26 protein-coding genes are annotated in these 24,150 nt (G+C 44.5%); 9 read left to right on the top strand and 17 right to left on the bottom strand.

The features are described 5' to 3' along the window. Position 1: 1 nt before the first annotated feature. Entirely contained in the window at positions 2–1,315 is a 1,314-nt protein-coding gene (locus ABE547_RS01450) for a S1C family serine protease (protein WP_347377093.1), read from the bottom strand. Positions 1,316–1,431: 116 nt separating this feature from the next. On the opposite strand from ABE547_RS01450, the gene ABE547_RS01455 reads away from it, so the two are divergent. Genes ABE547_RS01455 through ABE547_RS01465 form a run of 3 tightly spaced genes read left to right on the top strand, consistent with a single transcriptional unit; the run spans position 1,432 to position 5,967 of the window. Next, a complete protein-coding gene (locus ABE547_RS01455; RefSeq protein ID WP_347377094.1) occupies positions 1,432–3,807 on the top strand; it encodes an endonuclease MutS2 in 2,376 nt (791 codons plus the stop codon). Positions 3,808–3,835: 28 nt separating this feature from the next. Then, entirely contained in the window at positions 3,836–4,540 is a 705-nt protein-coding gene (locus ABE547_RS01460) for a response regulator transcription factor (RefSeq protein WP_347377157.1), read from the top strand. A 17-nt stretch (positions 4,541–4,557) separates the two neighbouring features. Continuing rightward, positions 4,558–5,967 (top strand): HAMP domain-containing sensor histidine kinase, encoded by a 1,410-nt coding sequence (locus ABE547_RS01465; protein WP_347377095.1) that lies wholly within the window; start codon positions 4,558–4,560, stop codon positions 5,965–5,967. On the opposite strand, the gene ABE547_RS01470 is transcribed toward ABE547_RS01465, so the two are convergent. Further along, complete coding sequence (locus tag ABE547_RS01470; protein ID WP_347377096.1) at positions 5,964–7,178, bottom strand: substrate-binding domain-containing protein; 1,215 nt, start codon at positions 7,176–7,178, stop codon at positions 5,964–5,966. The genes ABE547_RS01465 and ABE547_RS01470 overlap by 4 nt on opposite strands. Positions 7,179–7,451: 273 nt before the next feature. On the opposite strand from ABE547_RS01470, the gene ABE547_RS01475 reads away from it, so the two are divergent. Continuing rightward, the gene (locus ABE547_RS01475) at positions 7,452–7,622 is read left to right on the top strand and encodes a 4Fe-4S binding protein (RefSeq protein WP_235248838.1); all 171 of its coding nucleotides are present in this window, start codon (positions 7,452–7,454) and stop codon (positions 7,620–7,622) included. 163 nt (positions 7,623–7,785) lie between these two features. Next, a complete protein-coding gene (locus ABE547_RS01480; protein ID WP_347377097.1) occupies positions 7,786–8,145 on the top strand; it encodes a hypothetical protein in 360 nt (119 codons plus the stop codon). On the opposite strand, the gene dnaB is transcribed toward ABE547_RS01480, so the two are convergent. The 14 genes from dnaB to ABE547_RS01550 all read right to left on the bottom strand — a co-directional run bounded on the left by dnaB (position 8,128) and on the right by ABE547_RS01550 (position 20,425). Further along, positions 8,128–9,468, bottom strand: a complete 1,341-nt coding sequence (dnaB, locus tag ABE547_RS01485) for a replicative DNA helicase (RefSeq protein WP_235248841.1) — start codon at positions 9,466–9,468, stop codon at positions 8,128–8,130. The genes ABE547_RS01480 and dnaB overlap by 18 nt on opposite strands. A gap of 13 nt (positions 9,469–9,481) precedes the next feature. Beyond that, the gene (gene rplI, locus ABE547_RS01490; protein ID WP_347377098.1) at positions 9,482–9,931 is read right to left on the bottom strand and encodes a 50S ribosomal protein L9; all 450 of its coding nucleotides are present in this window, start codon (positions 9,929–9,931) and stop codon (positions 9,482–9,484) included. A 1-nt stretch (position 9,932) separates the two neighbouring features. Then, entirely contained in the window at positions 9,933–12,005 is a 2,073-nt protein-coding gene (locus ABE547_RS01495; RefSeq protein ID WP_347377099.1) for a DHH family phosphoesterase, read from the bottom strand. 183 nt (positions 12,006–12,188) lie between these two features. Beyond that, positions 12,189–13,208, bottom strand: coding sequence for a UDP-glucose 4-epimerase GalE (gene galE, locus ABE547_RS01500; RefSeq protein WP_347377100.1), 1,020 nt, complete (start codon positions 13,206–13,208; stop codon positions 12,189–12,191). A gap of 11 nt (positions 13,209–13,219) precedes the next feature. Further along, on the bottom strand, positions 13,220–14,338 hold the full coding sequence (locus ABE547_RS01505) for an aminoglycoside phosphotransferase family protein (protein WP_347377101.1): 1,119 nt from the start codon (positions 14,336–14,338) through the stop codon (positions 13,220–13,222). Continuing rightward, positions 14,338–15,264: a sugar phosphate nucleotidyltransferase gene (locus tag ABE547_RS01510; RefSeq protein WP_347377158.1), complete on the bottom strand. Its 927-nt coding sequence runs from the start codon at positions 15,262–15,264 to the stop codon at positions 14,338–14,340. Before ABE547_RS01510 ends, ABE547_RS01505 begins: the two co-directional genes overlap by 1 nt. Positions 15,265–15,372: 108 nt before the next feature. Beyond that, positions 15,373–16,104, bottom strand: coding sequence for a glucosamine-6-phosphate deaminase (nagB, locus tag ABE547_RS01515; RefSeq protein ID WP_347377102.1), 732 nt, complete (start codon positions 16,102–16,104; stop codon positions 15,373–15,375). Positions 16,105–16,130: 26 nt separating this feature from the next. Next, positions 16,131–16,745: a carbohydrate-binding family 9-like protein gene (locus ABE547_RS01520; protein WP_347377103.1), complete on the bottom strand. Its 615-nt coding sequence runs from the start codon at positions 16,743–16,745 to the stop codon at positions 16,131–16,133. A 174-nt stretch (positions 16,746–16,919) separates the two neighbouring features. Continuing rightward, positions 16,920–17,186: a 30S ribosomal protein S18 gene (rpsR, locus tag ABE547_RS01525; RefSeq protein WP_101695879.1), complete on the bottom strand. Its 267-nt coding sequence runs from the start codon at positions 17,184–17,186 to the stop codon at positions 16,920–16,922. Positions 17,187–17,221: 35 nt separating this feature from the next. Further along, complete coding sequence (locus ABE547_RS01530) at positions 17,222–17,677, bottom strand: single-stranded DNA-binding protein (protein WP_235248849.1); 456 nt, start codon at positions 17,675–17,677, stop codon at positions 17,222–17,224. A 20-nt stretch (positions 17,678–17,697) separates the two neighbouring features. Further along, positions 17,698–17,985, bottom strand: coding sequence for a 30S ribosomal protein S6 (gene rpsF, locus ABE547_RS01535; protein ID WP_235248850.1), 288 nt, complete (start codon positions 17,983–17,985; stop codon positions 17,698–17,700). A gap of 128 nt (positions 17,986–18,113) precedes the next feature. Next, positions 18,114–18,308, bottom strand: coding sequence for a DUF951 domain-containing protein (locus ABE547_RS01540; protein WP_347377159.1), 195 nt, complete (start codon positions 18,306–18,308; stop codon positions 18,114–18,116). Next, on the bottom strand, positions 18,298–19,101 hold the full coding sequence (srtB, locus tag ABE547_RS01545) for a class B sortase (protein WP_347377104.1): 804 nt from the start codon (positions 19,099–19,101) through the stop codon (positions 18,298–18,300). Before srtB ends, ABE547_RS01540 begins: the two co-directional genes overlap by 11 nt. Positions 19,102–19,144: 43 nt before the next feature. After that, positions 19,145–20,425, bottom strand: a complete 1,281-nt coding sequence (locus tag ABE547_RS01550; protein WP_347377105.1) for an L-serine ammonia-lyase, iron-sulfur-dependent, subunit alpha — start codon at positions 20,423–20,425, stop codon at positions 19,145–19,147. A 165-nt stretch (positions 20,426–20,590) separates the two neighbouring features. Between ABE547_RS01550 and ABE547_RS01555 the strand changes: the two genes are divergently transcribed. Genes ABE547_RS01555 through bilS form a run of 4 tightly spaced genes read left to right on the top strand, consistent with a single transcriptional unit; the run spans position 20,591 to position 23,172 of the window. After that, a complete protein-coding gene (locus ABE547_RS01555; protein ID WP_347377106.1) occupies positions 20,591–20,986 on the top strand; it encodes a hypothetical protein in 396 nt (131 codons plus the stop codon). A gap of 12 nt (positions 20,987–20,998) precedes the next feature. Further along, positions 20,999–21,886: a DUF5685 family protein gene (locus ABE547_RS01560; protein WP_347377107.1), complete on the top strand. Its 888-nt coding sequence runs from the start codon at positions 20,999–21,001 to the stop codon at positions 21,884–21,886. Beyond that, a complete protein-coding gene (locus ABE547_RS01565) occupies positions 21,883–22,626 on the top strand; it encodes a J domain-containing protein (protein WP_347377108.1) in 744 nt (247 codons plus the stop codon). The genes ABE547_RS01560 and ABE547_RS01565 overlap by 4 nt, the downstream gene beginning before the upstream one ends. Positions 22,627–22,644: 18 nt before the next feature. Then, positions 22,645–23,172 (top strand): flavodoxin family protein BilS, encoded by a 528-nt coding sequence (gene bilS / locus ABE547_RS01570; RefSeq protein ID WP_347377109.1) that lies wholly within the window; start codon positions 22,645–22,647, stop codon positions 23,170–23,172. 19 nt (positions 23,173–23,191) lie between these two features. On the opposite strand, the gene ABE547_RS01575 is transcribed toward bilS, so the two are convergent. Then, positions 23,192–23,998, bottom strand: coding sequence for a Uma2 family endonuclease (locus ABE547_RS01575; RefSeq protein WP_347377110.1), 807 nt, complete (start codon positions 23,996–23,998; stop codon positions 23,192–23,194). Positions 23,999–24,150 lie beyond the last annotated feature (152 nt).

Raw genomic sequence — 24,150 nt, forward strand, 5'->3', positions numbered from 1 at the left:
TTTATTGACTGCTTCCAATCATAACCGTAAATTCGATGTCTACATATCCGCCGGCTCCCTGACGCATACCTTCCACCTTTACTTCTATTCCGCTTTTTTCATCCATCAGAGCCGTATGATATGCGGAAAGAGAAGCTACTTTCGTCCCATCAATCTTGGTAATCACATCTCCGCTCTGAATCCCCGCTGCCATCGCAGGCGAATCTGTTTCCACTTCCCTTACATAGACACCCTTCGGGATTCCCTGGTCTTCCATATCACTGGTCACATCCAGTCCACGGATTCCGATATAAGGAACTGCCTGTCCATTGGAAAGGAGCTCTATATTCTTCTTCAGATCAGAGATACCATATCCGGTCACAAGGTTCTTTCCTTCTCCTTCCGAGATACTCTGATCAATCATTCCTATGATTTCACCGTTCAGATTCACGATCACACCTGTTCCGCCGATTGCACCGGCAATGTCGGTACAGATCAGATGATACCTTCCATCCGCGGTCTCAATTGTATTCTTATTGGACGACATCGTTCCAAATCCCATGGAACCGGCATATCCAAATTGTCTTCCAAGTACAATGACCGGATCACCCTTCTGTGCTGTCGTAGAACTGCCAAGCACCGCCGTTTTTATCTGCGCCCATGTGGATTCCGGTATCACAGACCGTGCAACAGAATAAACTCCAAGATCCAGACTGCTGTCTTCCATTAAGATGTCTGCTGTACAGGTTGGCCCATCAGAAAATGTTACCCGAATCTCTCCGGCACCCTTAACCGGAGATATTTTCCCCAGAATCAGAAGTTCTCTTCCGTTATCCGCGACGATCAGACCAGACACACTTCCCGAATGATCGTACGCCTCTGTCATCCATGCCTGATCATCCGTAATTCCTGTGATCTCCACTACCGATTTCTCTGCATCCACAGCAACTGCGGATACTGCTTTCTGCATCTTACGGTAACTGTCTGTATCCAGAACCGGCTCTATGACCTCTGTCTCTTCTGGTTTCTCCGTCTCCGCCCCTTCTTCTTCCTCTTCTTCTTCAGGGATCGTTACCTGCTGTGGATCCTTCTGGAATCTGTTCTCCATCCATGGTTTTACCGCGCAAAAACTGAAGCTGGCAACAATTCCGAAGACCAGACCCAATCCGGCAGTACGCCAGATATCATTTCTGATCTTTCTTTTTCCTCCGGCTTCATCCTTAATCATTTCCTGCATAAAAGAATACTCTGCCGGATTCTCTTCCATCGGAACTTCTTCCTGCAGACCATCCTTTTTCTGTTCCTGCTCTCTCTGTGGACCCCTGTTCTCATCCATAGACGATCAAACTCCTTTTCAATCCTCTTTATAGTATACCTTATGGACGGCAAATGTTCAATATTTATCCTTTTCTTTACGAGACAAATAAGGTAGAATAAGTCTAGGTGAAGAACATGAATAAAAAAACATTAACAAAATTAGAATACAATAAAATAATCGATCTCTTATCCGAGAAGGCTTCTTCTTTTGGAGGAAAGGAACGCTGCCGGCACCTGAAGCCCATGACTTCTCTTGCCGAGATTCAGTCTGCCCAGGAGCAGACTGATGCTGCTTTTACCAGAATTGTAAAGAAAGGACGTCCATCCTTCAGCGGCTGTAATCCGGTCACAGATTCTTTGAAACGACTGGAAGTGGGGGCTGCTCTGGGAAGTGGCGAACTGCTACGCATCTGCAAGCTTCTGGAAACAGCCGGCCGCCTCAAAGCCTACGGAAGAAAGGAAACCGTGGATGATAAAGAAGACTGTCTGGATGTATATTTTCAGCAGTTGGAACCTCTTACGCTCATCAGCACCGAGATCCGAAGATGTATCCTGGAAGAAGACGAGATCAGCGATGACGCCAGCAGTACACTGCGTCAGATCCGCCGCTCCATGTCACAGATCAATGATAAAGTACATTCCACACTCGCCTCTATGGTCAATGGCTCTCTGCGTACTTATCTGCAGGATCCGATCATTACCATGCGCGGTGACCGCTACTGTATTCCGGTTAAATCCGAATACCGAAGCCAGGTCTCCGGACTGATCCATGATCAGTCTGCCACCGGTTCCACTCTGTTTATTGAGCCAATGGCAGTTGTCAAGCTGAACAACGATCTGAAGGAGCTGTATGCAAAAGAGCAGGAAGAGATCCAGATCATTCTCGCACGGCTGAGTGCAGACACCGCAGAATACATTGATTCCATACGTACGGATTATCAGATACTGACGGAACTAGACTTTATATTTTCGAAAGGATCCCTCGCACTTGATATGAATGCTTCTATGCCGGTTTTTAACACCGAAGGGCGCATCCACATCCGTGAAGGCCGTCATCCGCTTCTGGACCCTAAAAAGGTTGTTCCGGTCACCGTTACACTGGGGGATACTTTTAACCTGCTGATCGTGACCGGTCCGAATACCGGTGGTAAGACCGTTTCACTGAAGACTGTCGGCCTCTTTACGCTGATGGGACAGGCCGGTCTTCATATTCCTGCACTGGACCGATCCGAACTTGCGGTGTTCCAGAATGTATATGCAGACATCGGAGATGAACAGAGCATTGAACAGAGTCTGAGTACTTTTTCTTCACACATGACAAATATCGTGTCATTTTTAAAATATGTGAACGAACAGTCTCTTGTTCTTTTCGATGAGCTTGGAGCTGGTACCGATCCTACCGAAGGTGCTGCTTTGGCCATTGCGATTCTGAATCATCTGCATCAGAGAGGCATCCGCACTATGGCAACCACACATTACAGTGAGCTGAAGGTCTTTGCTCTGTCTACCCCGGGCGTAGAAAATGCCTGCTGCGAATTCGATGTAGAGACGCTTCGTCCGACCTATCATCTGCTGATCGGAATTCCCGGCAAAAGTAATGCATTTGCCATTGCCGGAAAACTTGGTCTTCCGGATTATATCATCGAAGAGGCCAGAACACATCTGACCGAACAGGACGAGTCATTTGAAGATCTTCTGACAGATCTCGAAGCCAGCAAACGTACCATTCAAAAGGAGCAGGAAGAGATCTCTGCCTATAAGCGTGAACTTGCACGTCTGGAAGAGGAAACCCGCAAAAAGCGTGAGAAGCTGGAAGAACAAAAAGAAAAGATCCTGCGCGATGCCAATGAAAAGGCTTTTGCAATTCTTGCGGAAGCAAAAGAAACCGCCGATGAGACCATGCGTAATTTCCATAAGTTCGGCAAAGCCAACATCTCTGCTGCCGAGATGGAAAAAGAACGGGAAAGGCTTCGTAAAAAGATGGAAGCCACAAGAAGCGGCATTAAAATAGAAAGCTCGAAACCCCAAAAACAGCATAAGGCAAGTGACTTTAAGCTGGGCGAATCCGTAAAGGTACTAAGCATGAATCTTACCGGTTCTGTCACCTCCCTGCCTGATGCTAAGGGAAATGTAACCGTTCAGATGGGAATTCTCCGGTCCCAGGTGCATATATCTGATCTGGAGATCATAGAAGAAAAGCCTTCCTACTCTGCGGCAAAGACCCGGCAGACCGGAAAAGGCAAAGTAAAGATGAGCAAATCACTTTCCGTAAGTCCTGAGATCAATCTTCTCGGCAAAACGGTAGATGAAGCAATTGCAGAACTCGATAAATATCTGGATGACGCATACCTTGCACACCTGTCATCTGTACGTATTGTACACGGAAAAGGCACCGGTGCCCTGCGTTCCGGTATTCATCAGTATCTGAGACGCCAGAAACACGTCAAGACATTCCGCCTTGGTGCATTTGGCGAAGGGGATTCCGGTGTGACCATCGCTGAGATCAAATAAAGAATCCGTAATCCCGGAGAGGAGTATAATTATGAACAAACAAAAAATCTTAATCGTGGACGATGACGAAAATATCGCCGAACTGGTGTCACTTTATCTTACAAAAGAGTGCTTTGACACCATGATGGTACATGACGGTGAAAAGGCTCTGGTGGCTTATGAAAGCTATCAGCCCAATCTGATCCTTCTGGATCTGATGCTTCCCGGAATCGACGGCTATCAGGTCTGCCGTGAGATTCGTACCCGTTCAAATGTACCGATCATCATGCTGTCTGCCAAGGGCGAAGTCTTTGACAAAGTGCTGGGACTGGAACTCGGTGCAGACGATTATATTATGAAACCATTTGACTCAAAGGAACTGGTTGCCCGGGTGAAGGCAGTTCTTCGTCGTTATCAGGCGATCCCCAAACCGGAAACTCCAAAGGAAGACCGCGGAAAATGTGTGGAATACCCTGGAATTGAAATTAACCTGACGAATTATTCTGTCGTGGTTGACGGTGTCACCGTAGAGATGCCTCCAAAAGAGCTGGAACTTCTGTACTTTCTTGCATCTTCCCCGAATCAAGTCTTTACAAGAGAGCAGCTTCTTGATCAGATCTGGGGCTATGAATATATCGGAGACACAAGAACTGTCGATGTTCACATCAAGCGTCTCCGCGAAAAGATCAAAGATCACAGCGGCTGGAGCTTAAGTACCGTATGGGGAATCGGCTACAAATTTGAAGTGAAGTAATCAAAGAAGGGATCGTCATGAAAAGCACACTCTATCCAAAATTTATTCTCGTCTATCTGGTGTTTGCATTTATGAGCATATTTACAGTAGCTACACTGACAGAAAACCTTGTCAGTGAGCCCCTGGAGGAAAAGACATCCTCCGATATGTATCGCGAAGCAACCCTCGTCGCAAATGATTATCTTACCAGATATTTTTCTGACCAGATCTCTTCTGCTGATGTACATCTGCAGCTGAACGCGATAGAATCGCAGCTGAATGCTGCGGTATGGTTTGTGGACAGAGACGGAAACCTGATTTCTTCTGCACAGTCAGACAGCTATCCGGCTGCACCGACAGCCATTGATAATTTCGATCCTGCGGAAAGCGGAAGTGCACAGTATCAGACAGGCGATTATCACGGATATTTTTCGAAAGATGTCATCACTGTAATTGCTCCTGTTGTATATAGCTATTCTCCCAAAGGCTATCTGATCATTCACAAATATGTATCTGATCTTACGGATCTTCGGGACATCTTACTGCACGGTGCTTTTATTACACTGACGATCATCTATGCATTATCCTTTATGATTCTGCTTGCTTTTCATTTCTTCGTATACCGTCCGCTTCATATCATAACAGAAGCGGCAACTCAGTATGCGGTCGGCAATCTGGATTACGAGATTCCGGTAAAAACAGAAGATGAGATGGGGTATCTGTCTGCATCTTTGAATTATATGGCTTCTCAGCTCAAGGATATGGAAGATTACCAGAAAAAATTCGTGGCAAATGTATCACACGATTTTCGTTCGCCTCTCACTTCCATCAAAGGATATGTGGAAGCCATGGCAGATGGAACAATTCCGCCGGAGCTGCATGAAAAATATCTGAACATCATCCTGTTTGAGACAGAACGTCTTACTGATCTGACTCACGATCTGCTGACACTGAATGAATTTGACACCAAGAATCTGCTTCTCAACAAGACGGCTTTTGATATCCACGATACGATCAAGCATGTAGCAGCTTCCTTTGAAGGCGTCTGCACCCAGAAAAAGATATCCATTGAATTGCTCTTTGCTACCAAGTATCTGCGTGTGACTGCCGATCAGCGCAAGATCGAGCAGGTTCTTTATAATCTTCTCGATAATGCAATCAAATTCAGCGACACCAATTCTATCGTGACCATTGAGACAACAGAGCGCGGAGAAAAAGTATATACCTCCGTAAAAGACAACGGAATTGGAATTCCACGCAATTCTCTGAATAAAATCTGGGAACGTTTTTATAAGACAGATCTTTCTCGTGGGAAAGATAAAAAAGGAACAGGGCTTGGCCTTTCCATTGTAAAGGAAGTCATCCAAGCCCATGGCGAAAATATCAATGTAATAAGTACGGAAGGCGTCGGAACTGAGTTTATCTTCTCACTTCCCAAATCTTCCTAATAAAGAATTTTCTGAATCTCTATATCTTCCAGGCCTTCACTGGTGACCCACGTATAACCGGTATTCACCATGGCCTCATTTCCCATATCGAGTGCGGCTCTCGCAGCTGCAACGACAGTTGCGTAGCCCATTCCGAATGGGTTCTGGGCGATCAGCCCCACTACTTTTCCGTCAGACAGTGCTTCGACCTCCTCTTTACTTACGTCAAATCCTACCACCTGAACCTGGTCTGACATTTCATTGCGCTCCAGTCCGTCAAGTGCCAGAAGCAGGGCATCTCCATTAGCGGCAAAACATCCCCTGATATCAGGATTTTTTGCAAATATATAATCTACAACATCGTCCTCCGTAATCTCTTCCGGACTGACTTCTTCCTGTGCTGCCGTATTCTCAGTCGTATCTGCTTCTAACTGATACGTTCCTGCATTGATCTCAGCGGCAATCGTCTGCTGCATCTCTCCCAGCTGATCCATATGATATACGCTGACCACCGACATATTTGGATGATTCGTCTGGATCTCTTCCGTAAATGCTCTTTCACGGGCGAGCGCCGCCATAGATTTGGAATCCTGTACAAACAGAACCACTTCTCCTTCATCGCCAACTGCTTCTGCAAGCTTTACGGCCGCTTCTCTGGCCGCCGCCTCATTGTCCGTTGAAACGGTTGCCATCACCCCCTGATAATCGCTTCCGGAGTCAAACGCCACGATCGGAATATCATTATCTGCAGCCATATCAAACTGTACTTCACACGCCTTTGCATCTGCAATAGAGATTCCAACAGCAATCGGAGATCTGTCGATATCCAGTTCCTCATCCAGAATATTCACCTGCTCATCTACATCATCTGCAACTTCCGGTGCATTATAGGATGCTTTCACCTTATCCTTGCCTTCATAACCCAGATTCGCATTGATATCGGCCACTGCCTGAAGTACTCCTTTTTCCACCTCATCCCAGTAAGCGCTTCCTTTTGCTTTCCCGATGATGGATATATAAGAACCTTTTTCCAGGTTCAGTCCATCTACATTGTTGTAAGCCGCCGGCTCTATCAGATTCAGCTTCCCCTGATATTCTTTCTCTTCCTTTTCCACATTCTGTTCTTCTTTGAGCTTCTTTTCTTCCTCGGTTTCCTGCGGTGCTGACTGACAAGCACTGACAAGCATCATGGCACTCAGCAGGACTGCTATCATTCTGCTTTTCCTTTTCATTCTCAATAATTCTCCCACATTTTTTGTTCTTATTCTTAACCTGCAAACGGTCTGTTTTCATATTGCCTCAATACACTATACACCAAAACGGTGAAAATTTGTTGAAATTTTTCTTAATTTTTCATACCATTTTCTACATTAATCCGGTTTTCTGTATCATCTGTATCTTCAAAAATGCACTGTCTCCTCTTGTATATTTTCACGTTTTGTATTATCATGTGTATAGACTTAATTCGTTTATGTCTATTTATACGAAAAAGGAGGGTACATACTATGGCACACGTAATTAGTGATGAATGTGTAAGCTGCGGTTCTTGCGAAGCTGAATGTCCAGTAGGAGCTATCTCTCAGGGAGCAGATCATTACGAAATCGATGCTGACGCTTGCGTAGATTGTGGCGCATGTGCTGCTCAGTGTCCAACAGGAGCTATCTCTGAAGGCTAGTCATATGAGAAAAGCAATTTAAAAGTACACTGCATGGATTCTCTGTGCAGTGTATTTTTTTAATATTTTTATATTTCCGACGTGTTCTGACGTATTTCCCATATTCGCATGTGGTATGATACACCTGTCCAGAGGACAACCATCAACAAGGGGGTATAGAGTAATGGGTAATAATGCATTAGAACAGCTCAAACGCGAAACCAAAGATGATGTCAGACTATACAACTGCATCAAAGAACTCTACGAACAGGGTGTGCCCTTCAATGAACTGAAAGCACTGATCCCGGACATCCGAAGAACCAGAGAACAGCTGTACATCAAACGCATGCTTGAGAACAACAATGAAGTGCTTCTTTCTATGATCAGTAAAGAAATGTCCTTTCTTCTGGATGCAAAAGAACGCCAGCAGGAAGAAGAATTCAAAAAACTGGACCAGCTTATCCGCCAGCAGCAATCCTTCCGGAAGTCTGCGGCGTCAGCCGGTCCCATAAAAAAGTTAAAACAGCTATTCCTGCCTGCTTAAGTTGGCAAACTTTGTATATTCGCCAAGCCAGGCCAGATTAACGGTCCCAACAGGGCCGTTTCTTTGTTTTGCAATGATAATCTCAGCCTGTTTCTTGAATTCAGAATCCTTATTGTAATACTCATCACGATAGATAAACATTACCACATCGGCATCCTGCTCGATCGCACCGGATTCCCTGAGGTCAGAAAGCATCGGCCGCTTATCCGGTCTGCTTTCCACTGCACGACTTAACTGCGACAGCGCAATGACGGGAACATTCAACTCTCTTGCCAGCCCCTTCAATGCACGGGAGATCTCCGATATCTCCTGTTGACGGGATTCAGAGCTTCTTCCTACACTTCCCGTCATCAGCTGCAGGTAGTCGATGATTATAATGTCAAGCCCATGCTCCAGCTTGTATTTTCTACACTTGGAACGAAGTTCTGAGATCGAGATTCCCGGTGTATCGTCAATGATCAGCTTCGATTTTCCGATCACACCTGCTCCCTCTATCAGCTTTTCCCAGTCAGAATCCTTCATATTACCGGTTCGAAGCGATTGTGCATCTACCTGCGATTCCAGTGAGAACAGACGATTTACGAGCTGTTCCTTCGACATCTCCAGACTGAATATGGCGACTGCTTTATTCTTCTTAAATGCAACATATTGTGCAATATTCAGTACAAAAGCCGTCTTTCCCATGGAAGGTCTCGCAGCAACCAGGATCAGGTCAGAGGGCTGCAGTCCGGATAATTTGTAATCCAGATCTATAAATCCTGTCGGAATTCCAGTCACTGTTCCTTTGTTTTTAGACGCCTTTTCGATTCGCTCCAGAGCATTCATGACAACCTGTCGGATCGGAACGTAGTCACCTGTGTTTCTTCGCTGAAGAAGTTCAAATACCGACTTCTCTGTATTCTCCAGAATTGCTTCCAGCGGTTCTTTTCCTGCATAGCAGGTATTCGCAATCTCTTCATTCAAACGAATCAGCTTTCGCATCAGAGACTTCTCTGCAACGATCTCCGCATAGTATTTTACATTTGCAGAGGTTGGAACTGCTGTTACAAGATCTTTCACAAATTCAAGGCTTGCGATCTCTGCAGGAACATCTTTCTCTTTCAGCCGTTCCTGCAGCGTAATCAGATCCACCGGTTTTCCCTCATTAAACAGTTCCACCATGGAATCAAAGATGACTCCATAGGCACTCTGATAAAAATCGGCACCGCTTACGATCTCCGCCGCTGTCATTATGGCATCCTTGTCCATCAGCATGGCACCTACAACAGACTGTTCCGCTTCCACGCTATGGGGCATGACTCTCTTTATAAGTGCCTCTTCCACGCCTTATCTCCTCCTAAGCTTCCTCTGTTACAACTACTTTCAGGTCTGCTGTTACCTTCGGATGCAGTTTGATTGGAACATTATGTGTTCCGAGAGTCTTTATTGTCTCCTTCAGCTGTACTTTTTTCTTATCAATCTCGAGACCAAGCTGCGCTTTTACTTCTTCTGCTATCTCTTTGGAAGATACAGAACCAAATGCTTTTCCGCCTTCTCCCATCTTAATGGCAACTTCAATCTTTCCTGCCTCAATCTTCTTTCCAAGCGCCGCTGCCTCTTCATACTGCTGCTGTGCGATCTTGTCATCATTCGCCTTTTTCAGTTTCAGATCGTTCAGATTCTTTCCGTTTGCTTCCAGACCTTTCTTTTTCTTTAAGATAAAGTTTCTTGCATATCCATCACTTACCTCAACAATATCGCCTTTTTTTCCAAGCGCTTTAACGTCTTCTGTCAATATTACTTTCATTCTAGATGTCTCCTCCTCCTATCATATCATCAATCACCTGTTTCAGACACGCAACTGCCTCATCCATATCCGTATGATTAAACTGGGCTCCGGACGCATTCATATGTCCTCCTCCTCCCAGACGTTCCATAATAATCTGAACATTCACCTCATCGATTGAACGCGCACTGACATAAATTCTTCCATTATACTCCGTAAGGACAAACGAAGCCTTCACTTCATTAATATCCAGAAGCTCATTGGCTGCCTGCGCTCCGATAATGGTTGGACTTTCTATGTGGAGGTTTACACCTTTTGCGATTGCAAACCGGTTGTAATACACCTCAGCACTGCTGATAATCTCAGCCTTTGCTCTGTACGATTCCATGTCATCACGGAACAGCTTGCGCACAAGTGTAATATCAGCACCACATCTTCGCAGAAACGCCGCCGCTTCAAAGGTACGAACACCGGTACGGTTCACAAAATTATTGGTATCGATCATAATTCCTGCATAAAGGCTGCTAGCCTCAATCTTCGGAATCTTAATCCCATCCACAATATACTGCAGTACTTCCGATACCATCTCACATGCAGATGATGCATACGGCTCAATATAGGAAAGCAGCGCATTGTCTATATTATCACTGCTTTGCCTGTGATGGTCAAGTACTACTATCGTTTTTGTCTTTTTCAGAAGCTCTTCGCATTCCGTCATCTGCGGGCGGTTGGTATCTACGACCACCACCATGGAATTCTCATCCGCCATATCGATTGCCTGCGCAGATGTAAGGAACAGCTCTTCCGGATAATCCGGATCCTTTTCAAACAATTCATACAACGGACGTAAGGACGCTGACACCTCATTGATCACAATGTACGCTCTCTTTTCCAGTGCTGCTGCCGCGCGATAGATTCCCATCGCTGCTCCAAATGCATCCACATCGGTAAGCTTATGTCCCATAACAAAGATCTTGTCTTTGACGGTAATGAATTCTCTGAGTGCTTCCGCTTTTACACGGGCTTTTACACGGGTATTTTTGGAAGTCTGTTCACGCTTTCCTCCAAAGTAAGTCACCCCGCGGCAATCCTTGATTACAGCCTGATCCCCGCCTCTTGCCAGAGCAAGATCGATTGCAACACGTGCATAGTTATAGCTCTGCGCATAAGACTCGCTGCTGAGTCCAAGGCCGATACTTAAAGTAGCCGGGATTCCGTTTCCGATATTGACATTCTTCACATCCTCAAGCAGAGAAAACTTATCCTCCTCCAGCTCTTTAAAATATGACTTTTTAATAGCAATAAAATACTTGTCATTCTCAAGCTTTTTGACGATACCATCTACTTTGGCAATATACTTATTGATCTTTCTGTCGACAAGCGCGATCAAAAGAGACTGGCGTACTTCCTCCACACTGTCAATCACTTCATCGTAATTATCAATATAGATCAGTCCGGCGACCATTCTCTGCTCTTCATTTTCCCGGAGTGCCTTATTCAGATTTGTCACATCCTTCAGATATACCGCTATGAAATACTCTTTTTCCTTTGGCATCTCCATAAGCGGCTCCATCTCGCTGAATCCCTCCACCGAGATCTTTCTGAGCTCAGCTTCATACTCCTTGTCCTCATAGTACACATCCATAAGTACTTTTTCGTCGGGATTTTTCGGGAAAATACTTTTATTCAGTTCCGGAATATACTTGCTGATGTACGCCTCTCCCTTCGGCTTCCCACCCAGGATCGCCTCAAACTGATCGTTCATCCACAATGCTTTTCCATCATCCAGAAGAATTGCATAAGGCACAGCCAGTTCCCAAAGCAGCGTATTCTGGATAATTCCATACTGGGCAGCAAATTCCACCAGATCTTTCATGATGATAGACTTACTGTAAAAGTACAAAACTGCTATCATGGCAATATAGATCAATACAAACACCAGCATCAAAAGTCCGGCGTTTCTGTCAATCTCATAGATCCAGATATTCATTGCCATAAGGAGCAATGCCATGATTGCCGGCCATTGTATATACAGCTTCAGCTGTCCCTTCAGCTTAAACCGTACCTTTCCCTCTTCTTTTTTCTTTTCTACCATAACCTCGCCTCAAAATTCTTGTTTGATCAAAAACGCCTCACACGTTTTTGAAACACTATGTTCCCAACTATGCATTTAGAGTCATTATATCACCTTTTTTGCGAAAATAAAAGACGGGAAATCCCATACTTTCTATCGGTGCAATTTCCCGTCTTTTTCCTTCGTATTTCTGTATTTTATTAATTATTCATCATAACCATTCGGATTCTGGGACTGCCATCTCCAGGTATCCTCACACATCTCTTCCAGTCCGCGCTCCGCTTTCCATCCAAGCACTTGTGCTGCTTTCGAAGGATCTGCATAACACATGTCAATATCTCCGGCCCGTCTTGGTTTGATCTCATACGGAATCTCTTTTCCGCAGGCCTTACCGAACGCCTTTACCATATCCAGCACGGAATAGCCCACACCCGTTCCGAGATTGATGATATCCAGCCCCGGATTGGTAAATATATAATTGATTGCTTTCACATGTCCGATCGCAAGGTCTACCACATGGATATAGTCACGTACACCCGTTCCGTCAGGTGTATCATAGTCATTGCCAAACACACCCAGCTTTTCAAGTTTGCCAACTGCAACCTGTGAGATATAAGGCATCAGGTTGTTTGGAATTCCCTTTGGATCCTCTCCGATCCTTCCGCTTTTATGTGCCCCAACCGGATTAAAATAACGAAGCAGGATCACATTCATATCCGGGTTTGCCTTCTGCACATCCGTCATGATCTGTTCCATCATAGATTTGGTCCATCCATATGGATTGGTACACTGTCCCTTCGGGCATGCTTCCGTAATCGGAATCTCCTCCGGGCTTCCGTATACTGTTGCAGACGAACTGAACACGATATTCTTCACTCCTGTCTGCTTCATTACATCCATCAGGGTCAGTGTTCCGGTTATATTATTACGGTAGTATTCCAATGGCTTACGAACAGATTCACCTACTGCTTTCAGAGCCGCACAGTGAATGACCGCATCAATTCCTTCCGCTTCAAACATCGCCTTCAAAGCAGCTTCATCCATTACATCGCCCTCATAAAAAGCAACCTCTTTTCCGGTGAGTTCTTCTACTCTTCTGACAGACTCTCTGGATGAATTACAGAGGTTATCATATACAACCACCTCATATCCTTCATTCAAAAGCTCTACTGCTGTATGACTTCCTATGTAACCGGCTCCTCCGGTAATCAATATCTTCGCCATGCTTCTACCTCCTAGATGTTACTGTATTTTTTAATAATCTCCTGCATAGTATACCACTTTTTCTCCATATCTTCAACCAGCTTGAACTGTGTACGGCATCTGTCCAGGTTCTGGTTTTCGCGGTGTATCTTAAAATAAATATCCCCCTGAAGATAATCCGTCAGGAAACGCATTCCACATTCATAGGTCATGACCTTTGCTCCCATCGGCATCAGTTCAATCTCCTTTTTTGTGAGCTGTCCGCCGCATCCTTCGATAAATCCCTTTGCGTACAGTTCAAACAGTTCCATACTGCAGGATACCTTACTCAGATCCTGCTCATCTTCTGCAGCGGTACTGGCACCAAATCTGATCGAATCGCCAAAGTCATTCATTGCAAGTCCCGGCATAACCGTATCCAGATCGATCACACAGACTCCTTTTCCGGTCTTGTCATCAATCATGATATTATTCAGCTTGGTATCATTATGGGTAACACGCAGCGGCACTTCTCCTCTTTCCATCAGCTCTGAAAAATAATTGGCTACATCTTCCCTCTCCAGAACAAACTGTATTTCTTTCTGCACGTATGCCGCTCTTCCCATCACATCTTCTTCCACCGCTTTTTTAAATACCGCGAACCTTGCTCTGGTATCATGAAATCCTTCTATGATCTCATGAAGGGTATCTGCCGGATAATCTGCAAGCAGACACTGAAACTTTCCAAATGCAACTCCACTTTCATAAAAGTGTTCCGGATTTTCCACCTGGTCATAGCTGGTTGCATTGGTAATAAATTTATAAGATCTCCAGTAATCTCCGCAGGAATCCACATAATACGGTTTTCCATCGACCGCAGGGATGATATTCAATGTTTCCCGTTCCGGATCTCCTCCGTTTTCAATGATCTTCTTTCGAAGAAAAGAAGTAACTCCGACAATATTTTCCATCAATTCTATCGGTTTTTTGAACGTCTTCGTGTTCATTCTCTGAAGGATCACTTTCACCTGACCCATATCTGCAATATCAAATACCAGCAGATACGTGTCGTTAATATGTCCGCTTCCGTACGGACATTCTTTCACCAAAATCCCCTCATATTGAAAATGTGCGATTACCTCATCTCTCTGTTTTCTTGTCACGTGAGCCATTAGACTTCCTCCCACAGATGTTCGGGGTAACGGCCTTCCTCTTTCATTTTCCGAATTGCTGCTACAACCACCGGTTTATCTTCTTTATAGGTTACGCCATACCATTTATCCACAGATGTAAGAACTGCAACCGTTGCTTTCTCCTCGCCCAGCAGATCACTGACAACTGCCGGAAGGAAATATTCACACTTCATAGGATTTGCCTTAAGTCCGTTATCAAGAAATCCCGGGAACCTGTCCCTGATCTCCTCCAGGATACTTCTCGTAAATCCCCACATATTCATGGAAACCGTCGTATCTGCCGGTACATATGTCCATGTCTGTCCGTCATCTTCTGTATATGCGATTCCATCGTCGCGTTTTTCGATCCGTGTACGTTCATGAATCGCGATCAACTCTCCGTTTTCATTCATATCACAGATTCCGCGGGCTACATGTCCGTTGTCCGTTACTGTATTTCCCAGATGATAACCGACCATTGTATACCTGTATTTATCATCATCCTCATGGGATGCAAGATAATCATAGATCAGCCGGAAAGCTTCCTGTCCATAATAATCGTCTGCATTGATCACCGCAAACGGACCCTCGATCTGATCAATACAGCTGAGTACCGCGTGTGCGGTTCCCCATGGTTTTACGCGTCCTTCCGGAACCTCATACCCTTCCGGAAGATCGGTAAGCTCCTGATATACGTACGAAACATCCATATAGCGGGAAATTCTGTTTCCCACACGTTCTTTAAAATCCGCTTCCAATTCACGCTTGATGATAAAGATTACTTTTTCAAATCCTGCTCTTCTGGCATCATACATGGAAAAATCCATAATGATATGTCCATCATCATCCACAGGATCGATCTGCTTTAATCCTCCATAACGACTTCCCATTCCTGCCGCCATAATGACTAATACTGGTTTTTTCATCATTCTACCTCCGGACTGTTAATTTAACTGAATTTCACTTATATTTATTGTATTACAAAGGGGCTTTAATTTCTTTATCTTATAGAATTCTTAATTTGCACAATCCACTTACCGGATTACTTCAGACAGAGCAGCTTCATCCGCAACCAGTGTCACATCATTGTGCATCTGAAGAATCGATGCCGGGACCTTCGGTGTCACCGGCCCGAAAAATGCCTTCTTCACAATCTCGGCCTTATCCTCACCACTTACAATGACCAGGATCTTCTTTGCATGCATGATCGTCTTGATTCCCATCGTATACGCCTGACGCGGAACCTCATCCGCTGAAGCAAAGAATCTCTTGTTGGCTTCAATGGTACGCTCCTGAAGATCCACGCAATGTGTTTCCTTCTCGAACGCTTCATCCGGTTCATTAAATCCGATATGTCCGTTGTGCCCAAGCCCAAGAAGCTGAAGATCAACCCCGCCAAGCGAATGAATCAATTCTTCATATCTTCTGCATTCTTTCTCGCTGTCTGCCTCCATGCCGTTCGGAAGATGCGTGTTCACCGGGTTAATGTTCACCAGGTCGAAAAGATGTTGATGCATAAAATAATAGTAACTCTGATCATTCGTTACCGGAAGGCCCTTATATTCATCCAGATTCACTGTTGTCACTTCCGAAAAATCAAGATCTCCCTTCCGATACCATTCGACCAGCTGCTCATAAGTACCGATCGGTGTGGATCCTGTTGCCAGACCCAGCACGCAATTTGGCTTCATAATCACCTGCGCCGATAAGATATTGGCAGCTTTTCTGCTCATCTCTTTGTAATTTGCTGCTTTGTAAATTTTCATAAAACGTTACCTCCCAAATCTGCTCCTTATTTTTTTACAATCTTTGCCGTGGCAAAATATTCCGGCATATGAAAACTCGGCACTTCGCTTCTGATCGGAGCATAAGACGCATAATGCTCTACTGCCTGTGTCTCAGATATCTTGTAAAAATTACATGCAAAACTGCTTCCTTCTCCCAGCTTCAATGGTCCGTATATCATCTCCAGGATCCTGACAGGAATCCGAAGACTCACGCTCCACTGTTCCTCTTCCATCACTGCTCTGCATGCAAACGCTTCCATCTCCTCCGGCTTAAAATAAGTGCGATATATTCTCTTTTGACCATAGGCAGCCAAAAGAGCCCCATTAGCGTTGAACTCAAAATTAAGATATGTGGCATGATCTCCCCGCTCATTTCCAGGTTCAAACATAAAAAAAGCTTCCATTGCACTATCCCGATATACCGGATCCTGATGATTCTCATAAGTGCGAAGTGGATCCTTTTCTTCACATACCATCTTAAGATAGAATCCATCTCCCGGTATAAATCCCAGGTAGCCATATGTATCCGGGATCTTTCTGGTTCCCCACAACAGACATTCCACCTTAAAAGGACACAATGTTTCCAGCTCGTCAACACTTGTAATCATCTGAACTTCCATAGACAACTTCCTCCAACTTCTTCCGGTTCATTGTTTTTCATATGCAGTTTTATGATTTAAATTTATCAAAAATAAAACATAAAAACAAGATTGTACAAATGCAAAGACATAAAAATACAAAAAAAACAGTCAATCGTGCTACCGAAAGACTGTTTCTTTTACATTTACATTCTATTAGTCCTGTACGTATGGCATAAGAGCGATATGACGTGCTCTCTTGATTGCAACAGTAAGAGCTCTCTGATGTTTTGCACAGTTTCCTGTAATTCTTCTTGGAAGAATCTTTCCTCTTTCAGAGATATACTTTCTTAACTTTGCTACATCCTTGTAATCGATCTCGTTATTCTCTTTTCCACAGAATACGCACACTTTTTTTCTTCTGCGTCCGCCGCCTCTTCTCTTGAAGCCGCCTTCCGGACGATTTCCTTTATCGTAAGCCATTGCTTTTACCTCCTTATTCACTAAGTATTCAGCGCCTAATTAAATGGTAATTCCTCATCAATTCCATCTGGAATATTCATGAAGCCGTCGCCCGCATCAGAAACTGGTGCCGGAGTCGGTGATGGAGCAGCAGCACGGAAACCTCCCGCATTTGCATCACTTACGGATTTGCTTTCAGCAAATTCCTGATCCTCAACAACAACATCTGTTGTATATACCTTCTGTCCGTCTCTGTTCGTATAACTGCCTGTCTGGATACGTCCGGTAACAATTACCTTCAGTCCCTGACGGAAATACTTTTCAGCAAATTCTGCGCTTTTTCCAAAGGCCACGCATCCGATAAAGTCTGCGGACTGGTCTCCGTCATTACCACGTCTGAATCTGCGATCTACAGCCAGTGTATATCTGGCAATTGCCATAGAGCTCTCACCCTGTGAATATCTCACTTCCGGATCTCTTGTCAAGCGTCCCATCAAAATTACTTTATTCATATAATACCTCTACTTCCCGCTTATGCATCCTGTCTAACGCATAAATATCTGATAACATTGTCCATGATGCGAATTCTCTTTTCAACTTCGCCTGGAGTCTCAGCATCAGACTCGAAGTGGATGAAATAGTAATATGCTTCTTTCATCTTCTGAATCTCGTAAGCTAATCTCTTCTTACCCCATTCATCAACGTCAGAGATCTGACCACCGAAACGTTCAACTAATGCTTTTACTTTTTCGATAACCTGTGCTCTTTCGTCATCTTCGATTTTTGCACTGACAACAACAGCTAATTCATATTTGTTCATGTCGTCCTGCACCTCCTTCTGGTCTTTTGGCCCCCGCTCAACTTATGTGGGAGCAAGGATTTCGTCGTTGTAACTGACGATATTTATTGTATCACGATTAATGATGATACCATAATTTCTTGCCTGTTTCAAGCCTTTTTCTTTAAATCTTTTGTATTTTTTTCCACAAGTTTTCTGGTGATCATGATCTGATGACCACATCCCACACATTTCAGCCGGAAGTCAGCTCCGACCCTTAAGATCTCCCATTCTTTACTTCCACAGGGATGCGGTTTCTTCATCGTTACGATATCTCCTACTTCGTATGTATAATTATTCTTCATCATAATCCGGTACACACTCCTCTTCCTTCACTCCACGGACCACAAACCGGTGATTGTCACTGGCACTGGTGCAGGTTGACAGCGTTATGATCGTATCTTCCGTTGTCACCTCCACTCCGGTGTCATACAGGGCCGTCTGTCTTGTCATATCAAGAAACGCCAGATAGTCTTCTTCCGATGCAAAGGATGTCAGATAAGTGTCCGACGTATCCTCTACCTGTCCAACAGAAAAGATCCGATAAGTGATTCTTCTCCCGTCCGGTGTATAGATATAAAAACACGGATTTGCCTCCCAGAACTCCTTATCCTCATAATCCTGAAGATGCCGGAACATGGAACCATCCTTCATGCGATGTCCATATATGATCGAATTACGGTCTGAAAAGTCCGCCTGATTCCCTGCATTCAGAAAAATTGCGCCCAGCGTATTCTCATTTGCAGAAAATGTTTTCTTCAGATACGTTTCATTGTCGTCCGTCTGTACGATCGGATAGCTGATCTCAGATGGCTCCGGTGTAAATCTGATCCAGCCGATCGTATCCGGATTAATCTTCAGAAGTTCCTCAAAATCTACCCGAAAATCATCTTCCGAATCCCCGTTATCGCTCTCGGTAACAGCAAGCTTTCTTATCTTATCATATTCGCTTCTTCCGTCATAATATCCTTTCATAATCTTAAACAGCTGAAATGCCGATACGCAGAACACAAAAACTGCTATCACAAATATCAGGCCGGATGCCAGACTGCCCTTTTTCTTTTTTCGTCTTCCTCTGTGATGTCTTTTATGATTCATAGCTTTCCTTTCTCAACCTCTCCAAAAATCTACTGGTCTGAATCTACTTCTGTTCCATAATCTCAACGATCGTTTTCTCCGTCTGCACCATACCAGGTGATGCGATCATTCCCATATGTCTCATGGTGTCTTCCGGTGTCTTCCCGTTGATTCCGTGGATCGCTTCTATGCAGATCCCTGCAAGTGCCATGTCCACAGACCGGAAAGCAGCATCCACCGCAACAATCCCCTTCATGGTACACCCATGATTTCCTCCGTCGCAGATCATGCCGGTAAGCCCGCTTGCCATATTCTGTATTACCCTTCTGACTGTATCTCCATCCGCATGTCTGAGATAAGCAAGCCCGCATGCCATTCCAGTCCCGGCTGCAATGCCGCATCCACAGAATGCCGACAGTTTTCCGGAATATTCCTTAATATACATCGTGATCAGATAACTAAGTGCCGTCGCTCTGATCAGCATCTCCTCGCTGATCTCGTCCTGATGTACTCTCTGGTACGCATAAAGCGGCATCGTTGCAATAATCCCATGAGCACCACTGCCGGTAATGCTCATCGCCGGTCTGCCAAGCCCAAGCACTCTTGCTTCGATTGCTCCATTACACAGAAGCTGCGCCGTCTTTAACGCATCTTTCGATATCTGGCGTCTTCCGTTTTCCTCATAAAACCGCTTTGCAAAGACAGCACGGTCAGAATCAAGACCTTCTTCCAGAAGCTCCAGATTCATGGTAAATGCTTTTTTAATAAAACAGATCTCCTCTATCGGAACGTGATCCACATAATCCAGAATCTCACTCAGAAGATATCTGTGAATCACCGGTATCTTTTCTGTACTTTCACGTTTTTCTTCCGGTTCTTTCTTCCGGAAAATACATTCTCCGTTCTTTTCAATTTCCGTTATATTCGTATGTGCATCCCGAATGTGCACCGTACATACATCGTTCTTTGTCTCGACCGTTGCGTCAATCGTAATCTCTGATCCGATATGATCCAGTACCGCCTCTATGATCCCTTCCTCTACCAGTCTCGCTGCCCGTTCATCATCTTCCGGCGTGATCTCTGACAGAGATTCCAGACCTTTCTCTGCATCTGCCGCAACCGCTCCAAGCGCAGCTGCATACAGATTCCCATACCGTGCTGAGTTCGGAATTCCGCAGGTATATGCATTCTTATACATACCCGAATTCAGTGCTACACGGACATGTCTGATCGCACCGCTGGTATACTGTCTTGCACTCGCAACCGCATACGCGATTGCCCCCGGTTCCGTTACCCCAAGAGCAGGTTTCATATCCTCCATAATCAGCCTGGTCAACTCTTCCATATTCTCCCTCCCGCTTCAAGATTCAATGCAAACATTATATCACAACTCTTCCAAAATAAAACGAAAGCACTCTTAAATTCTTTATAAAAATTTATAGACATTTAATTGACTTCATCTTCTGCCGGCGTATCATATTATTTATAAATTTCAGGAAGGTGGTTTATTTTGAAAGAAAAATTAATTCGTTTCATGTACGGAAGGTACGGTATAGATTCCCTGGGCAAGCTGCTGATCGCGGCGGCACTGATACTGATGCTGATTGCCGGATGGACAAACAGCTCCGTCCTTTCCATATTATCCTGGTTCTGTATCATCTATGCATATTTTCGGATGTTATCCAGAAACGTATACAAACGTTCATCCGAAAACCAGTGGTATCTGAGCAAAACAGCAAAGATCCGCAATTTCTTCTCCCGACAGAAATACATGATGCAGCAGAGAAAGACACATCATATCTACAAGTGCCCGACCTGTCATCAGAAGATACGTGTTCCAAAAGGCCGCGGGAAGATCGAAATCAGTTGTCCAAAATGTCAGACAAAATTCATAAAAAAGAGTTAACAGGGAGAAATTATGTTTGGATATATCTCGATCAATAAAGCCGAAATGAAGTTCAAAGACTACGATATCTATCACTCTTACTATTGTGGTCTTTGCAAATCTCTTAAGAAATGTTATGGTATAAGAGGTCAGATGACTTTATCCTTCGACATGACATTTCTCGTCGTTCTTCTTACCGGTCTCTATGAGCCGGATACCAGCATCTCTTCTGCCAGATGCATTGCTCATCCTTTTGAAAAGCATCTTACAAGAACCAATGAATTTACAGACTATGCTGCTGCAATCAACATGGTTCTTACTTATTATAAATGTGAAGATGACTGGGAGGATGAACGAAAAAAGAAAGGCTATGCAGCCGCCAGACTTCTTCAGTCCCGAGTTGAAAAAGTCAGAGAAAAGTATCCTCAAAAAGTTCAGCTCATTGCATCTGATTTAAAAAAGCTTTCTGAATTGGAAAAGAAAAATGAACAAAACATAGATCTGATGGCCGGGCTGTTCGGCGATATTATGGCAGAGATCTTTGTCTACTGTCACGACGAATGGGAGACTTCCCTTCGCAAAATCGGTTTCTTTCTCGGCAAGTTTATCTATCTGATGGATGCTTATGAAGATGTAGAAAAGGATATTCACTCCGGAAGCTACAATCCTTTAAAAGAATCATTTCTTACAAATGAAAACTTTGCAGAAGACTGCCGGGAACTATTGACACTCATGATGGCTGAATGCTCCCGTGAATTCGAGAAACTGCCCATTCTGCTGCATGCAGATATTTTGAGAAATGTGTTATATTCCGGTGTATGGTGCCACTATACGACTGTAACTGCCAGACGAAGGGAAAAGCAGAACGACAATACACATTCTGACACCACAAAAACAAATACAGGAGATCACATACAATGACAGACCCTTACAGCGTACTGGGCGTTAGTCGAACAGCCTCAGATGAAGAAATAAAAAGAGCATACCGCAAATTAAGCAGGCAATATCATCCTGATGCCAATATCAACAATCCGAACAAAGATCAGGCAGAAGCTAAATTCAAAGAAGTTCAGCAGGCATATCAGCATATCATGCACGAACGTGAATATGGCACTTCCGGCAGCTCCTATACTTCCGGAGGCCAGGGCGGTTACACAGGCGGTTACGGTGACTTTGGCGATTTTGGCGGCTATGGACCATTCCGCGGTTTCTATGGACAGTACCGTCAACAATCCGGCCCACAGGCCTCAGACAATGAAGAGGACCTTCATATGAAGGCAGCGGCCAACTTTATCAACAGCGGGCACTATCAGGAAGCACTGAATCTGCTAAATGGAATTCAGACTCACAATGCACGCTGGTATTACTACAGTGCACTTGCCAATTCCGGAATGGGCAATAACGTAATCGCACTTCAGCACGCAAAAGAAGCACTGCGGCTGGAGCCAAACAATTATGAATATCAGATGCTGGTTCGCAGATTCGAAAGTGGTGGAACCTGGTATCAGCAACGGCAGAATCCTTACGAAACAACCTTCACTACCGGCAGTGATTGCTGCATGAAGCTTTGCCTTGCCAACATCATCTGCAACCTGTGCTGTGGCAGCGGATTATGCTGTGGCGGAGGAGGACCTATGCCGGGAGGAAACGGATTTATATAAGAAAGGAGTGCGCCGATTATGTTGGATTATTTAGTTTTGTACCAAAGCGAATCCGGCAATACAAAAAAAGTTGCCGCAACAATCTTTTCCCATCTGCCGGGCAACTCCAAAGACCTGATTGATATCACAACAGACAAGACGATTCCTGAAGCCAGAATCTATTTCATCGGCTTCTGTGTACACCAGGGCAGCTGCAGCATGGAAATCATGGATTTTCTGAGCAGTCTGAGCGGAAAACTGATCGCTCTGTTCGGCACATGCGGAATGGGAGATTCTCCTTCTTATTACAGAGGAATCGAACAGAGGGTCAGCGCATGGATCGAATCCGACAATGAATACCTCGGATCTTTTATCTGTCAGGGAAAGATGCCGCAACAGGTCCGCCAAAAATATGAAGCAAAAAGAACCTCAGCAAATGCTGACCAGATCGACCGGTTTATCCGCAACTTTGATCAGGCGCTGATTCATCCGGACAGTCTGGATCTGGAGCATGCCAAGGTATTTACGGAAAAAATACTGAAAAAAATTTCAGGCAGACGTATATAGGGAGAGCTGATTCTCCCTTTTATTTTTCATAGAGAAACCGTATGTATCCATATATCTGCGCAAAATCAATCACACATTCTCCCTGAAATATCCGTACAGGTACAGAATCCCCAAATCCATATATCACCGGAAGTTTCTCCTGCTCCAGATCATAGACAACAATTTTTCTTGCATCCGGATCTACAATCCAGTATTCCCGCACTCCCGCATTCATATATTTTGCCTGTTTGATCCCCATATCTTTCTTTCTGGTTGCTTTCGAAAGAATCTCAACAACAAGATCCGGTGCTCCATACAGGCAATGCCGAAGGATTTTCTCTCGGTCGCAGATCACAAACACATCTGGCTGAACTATCGTCTTATCATTACAATCCAGCTGGACATCCGCAGGCGACTGAACCGCAATACATCTTCCCTTCTTTTCCATAATATATTCCCGAAGCGCCCGCCAGATCTCTCCGCATAACATCTGATGAATCATTGATGGTGCACCCATATCGTAGATCACTCCATCAATCAGCTCCACCCTTCGTTCCTCCGGAATTGCATAGTAATCTTCCAGAGTATAATCACCAGGCTTCCTTTCCACATGATATTCCGTCCGGGATTCCCGCATCATACAGGTTCTCACATATTCCGGGTTCTCCTCCGATATCTCCGTCGAAAACACACGTTCCAACGCACGAAGCGTTTCATACCTCGGTGTTCTGGTGATCCCACTGAAAATCTTCTGCACTGTCCCGAGTGGTACCTGCGACAACTTTGCGATCTGCTCACAGCTATAGCCCATCTGTATCTTTTTTTCTTTCATTTCATCCAGTGTCATAACAATCACTTCCTGTTATATTGATGATTCATATTTTACTACCATTTTTCCATCTGTTCAACCATTTTACACTCTCATTTATTCCATTTTCATTCCATAATTATTCTTTCAGCTTTTTTCTAGAGGTTTCCTGTAACACAAAAATCTCAGGA

The organism is Dorea sp. YH-dor226, assembly GCF_039832105.1.
Lineage (GTDB): Bacteria > Bacillota > Clostridia > Lachnospirales > Lachnospiraceae > Dorea_A.